This window comes from Lacticaseibacillus sp. 866-1, from assembly GCF_016861825.1.
In the GTDB taxonomy this organism is placed as follows: Bacteria; Bacillota; Bacilli; order Lactobacillales; family Lactobacillaceae; genus Lacticaseibacillus.
The window spans coordinates 1-2,705 of record NZ_BOLU01000053.1; the positions used below are offsets into that span (position 1 = coordinate 1).

At 46.4% G+C, this 2,705-nt stretch carries 3 protein-coding genes; all 3 read left to right on the plus strand.

The annotated features are described in order from the left end of the window. The first annotated feature begins 212 nt into the window (after positions 1 to 212). From JUE30_RS11095 to JUE30_RS11105, 3 genes are read left to right on the plus strand one after another with little or no spacing between them, the layout of a single operon-like run. Complete coding sequence (locus tag JUE30_RS11095) at positions 213 to 887, plus strand: glucose PTS transporter subunit IIA (protein WP_203624873.1); 675 nt, start codon at positions 213 to 215, stop codon at positions 885 to 887. A 13-nt stretch (positions 888 to 900) separates the two neighbouring features. Then, positions 901 to 1,779 carry a Nif3-like dinuclear metal center hexameric protein gene (locus JUE30_RS11100; protein WP_203624874.1) on the plus strand — a complete coding sequence of 293 codons (879 nt, stop codon included), beginning with the start codon at positions 901 to 903 and terminating at the stop codon, positions 1,777 to 1,779. Positions 1,780 to 1,782: 3 nt separating this feature from the next. After that, positions 1,783 to 2,676: an ROK family protein gene (locus JUE30_RS11105; protein ID WP_203624875.1), complete on the plus strand. Its 894-nt coding sequence runs from the start codon at positions 1,783 to 1,785 to the stop codon at positions 2,674 to 2,676. Positions 2,677 to 2,705: the final 29 nt, after the last annotated feature.

A 2,705-nucleotide genomic window follows, 5' to 3' on the forward strand; every position in this document is an offset into this window, starting at 1 on the left:
CAGCACTGAACCATCGTCCCAGACGTATTCTGAACTATCTTCGACCATGCGATTACTACCGACGCATGGCTTAACAACCTAGACCACTATCAAGGATTCGTTATCATCGTTGCACTTGACTTGAAAATTGAGGGGCAGGAATCACAGAGCCCGTTATTTACGGTGTCTATTTTAAATACAAGAGGACTTGGGTATACGCCGGAATTGCCGGCTTGCTGTCTGGCATCATAAACGGTCTGTTTTCGATTCGTGCAACAGTGATTGCGGGTGGCATCTTTACAATTCCGACATATCAGCCAGTCGGTCTCTATGCGGTTTCCATGTTGGTGGCATTTGTTGTTGCTCTTGGTCTAATGGTTACGCTAAGACTACCTGAAGAACAGGTTGTTGCTGTAGATGGACAAGACAAATCTCAATCCGTAAATGCCCAGGCAGCGGATACACCAACGACAGTGATGGCGCCTGTGGGAGGTAAGGTTATTTCTCTGGGAGAAGTGAAGGACGAAGTATTTGCTTCCGGCAAACTCGGGAAAGGCTTCGCTGTCGTGCCAGATAAGGATGATCTATACGCTCCTGTAAGTGGCACAGTCACGGCACTATACCCAACTCAACATGCTGTTGGGTTTACCTCTGATGGGGGCGCTGAAGTTCTCATTCATATCGGGATTGATACTGTTAAGCTAAATGGCAAGGGCTTCCACTTGAACCTCAAGCAGGGTCAGCACGTCAACCAGGGTGATCTATTGGGACATGCGGATTTTGATGCTATCCAGAAGCAAGGTTATGATGACACGGTGATTGTTGCACTCCTAAATTCTGGAGACTTTAACGATATTACAATAGACTTGCAGAATCAATCAGGAGATATTATGCGGATAGCACGTTAAGGGAGACGTATTGATGAAGATTCAAAGTATTATTAACGCAATTGAGTCGGCGACGGATCCGAATCATCGAATTCCAAGTACCACCATCGATCAGCTCATTATCGGAGATTCAGACCAGGATGCACATGGCATCGTGACATCCTTTATGGCCACGGTCGATGTTATCAATGCCGCCATTAGGCTTGGCGCGAATTTTATTATTACGCATGAGCCAACCTGGTTTGATGGTCATGATCGTGAATCACTTATGCAGGATGATCCGGTATATCAGGCGAAACGAGAGTTAATTGCCAAACATAACCTGGTAATCTACCGCTTCCATGATCATATGCATTTTGGCGGAGCTCACGACATGATTGTTGCAGGGGTCGCAAAGGAGTTAGGCTGGTCAGACTATTTATTGCCCGGTGACCCAGCCGGAAAAAATGTTCTTGAACGTGCAGAGACGCGATTTATGTTGCCAAAGACCACTTTAGCTGAAGTCCTTAATACAGTTCGTACACGATTGAAACTTGGTGGTGTTCGGTATATTGGTGACGTCAGTCAGCCAGTAGAAAACGTTGCAGCTCTAATCGGTGGCGCGACCCTGGGGTTGGGCGACGAATATAATCCAATCAAACAAATTCGTGACCAACGAATCGATCTAGTGATCAGTGGTGATATTGAAGAGTGGACTGTTCCAGCCTATATTCGAGATGCTAATAGGCTTGGTCATCCTTGCGCCATGTTGGTTATTGGCCATGAGCGAAGTGAGGAGTCTGGGATGAAGTGGTTGCCAGAATGGTTGGCTGACAAATTCAATCTTAAAGCCCAGTGGCTTGATGCTGGCGACCCATTTGAAAGAGTCTTATTTGAAACTACCAACAATAGTAAGTCGTTAAGGAGTAATTAAGCAATGAATTTTGGCTCAGTTGAGGCCGGTGGCACAAAGTTTGTGTGTGCTGTAGGTAACGAGCAAAACCAAGTTCTTGATTCTGTTCATTTTGCAACAACGAAACCAGACGAGACGTTAAGTAATGTCATTTCGTATTTTCGTATGCATCCGGTAGGGGCAATTGGATTAGCGAGTTTCGGACCGCTTGAGTTAAATCCGGCGCGTGCCCATTTCGGGTACATAACAGACACGCCTAAATCGGGATGGCGACAAACTGCCATCGCGCCAATTATCCATCAAGCGCTACATGTCCCTGTTTTCATCACAACTGACGTTAACGGTTCTGCTTTTGGTGAATATAAGGTTCGTCACCTCGATAAATCGGTAGCTTCGCTCGTATACTATACAGTTGGTACTGGAGTGGGTGCTGGAATTGTCCAAAATGGCAAATTCATAGGACGCTTAGGCCATCCAGAAATGGGACATGTCTTCGTCAAGAGGCATCCAGCCGATTTGAATTTTAAAGGCATATGCCCATTCCACGGAGACTGCCTAGAAGGCTTGATATCTGGTCCAAGTATTCAAGCACGTAAAGGTGTTCCCGGACAAAAGTTACAGTTAGAAGATCCGGTGTGGGAAGTAATCGGATACTACCTTTCGCAAGCCCTACTCCAAGTGACCTTAACTATACGCCCAGACAGTATTGTGATTGGTGGGGGCGTTGCAAGTCCTCAGTTGATTGCAAAGACAAGAGATTCATTTGCCAAGCTGCTAAATGGATATGTTCAGGTTCCACCGCTGGAGCAGTATACCTGGATTATTCACCTCGGTATTTGGGACATGAAATCGCATCTGGTCGGTCTGAAAGCAACGTTTGGAGCGTTGCGAATACTGACTGAGCGGAGAAGTTGGTGATCGATGCACCACGAACAGACCGACCCAGT

Bases quoted from the DNA above. Each gene is read 5' to 3' on its own strand.
- JUE30_RS11100 (WP_203624874.1), top strand. From the start codon at position 901: ATGAAGATTCAAAGTATTATTAACGCAATTGAGTCGGCGACGGATCCG.
- JUE30_RS11105 (WP_203624875.1), top strand. From the start codon at position 1,783: ATGAATTTTGGCTCAGTTGAGGCCGGTGGCACAAAGTTTGTGTGTGCT.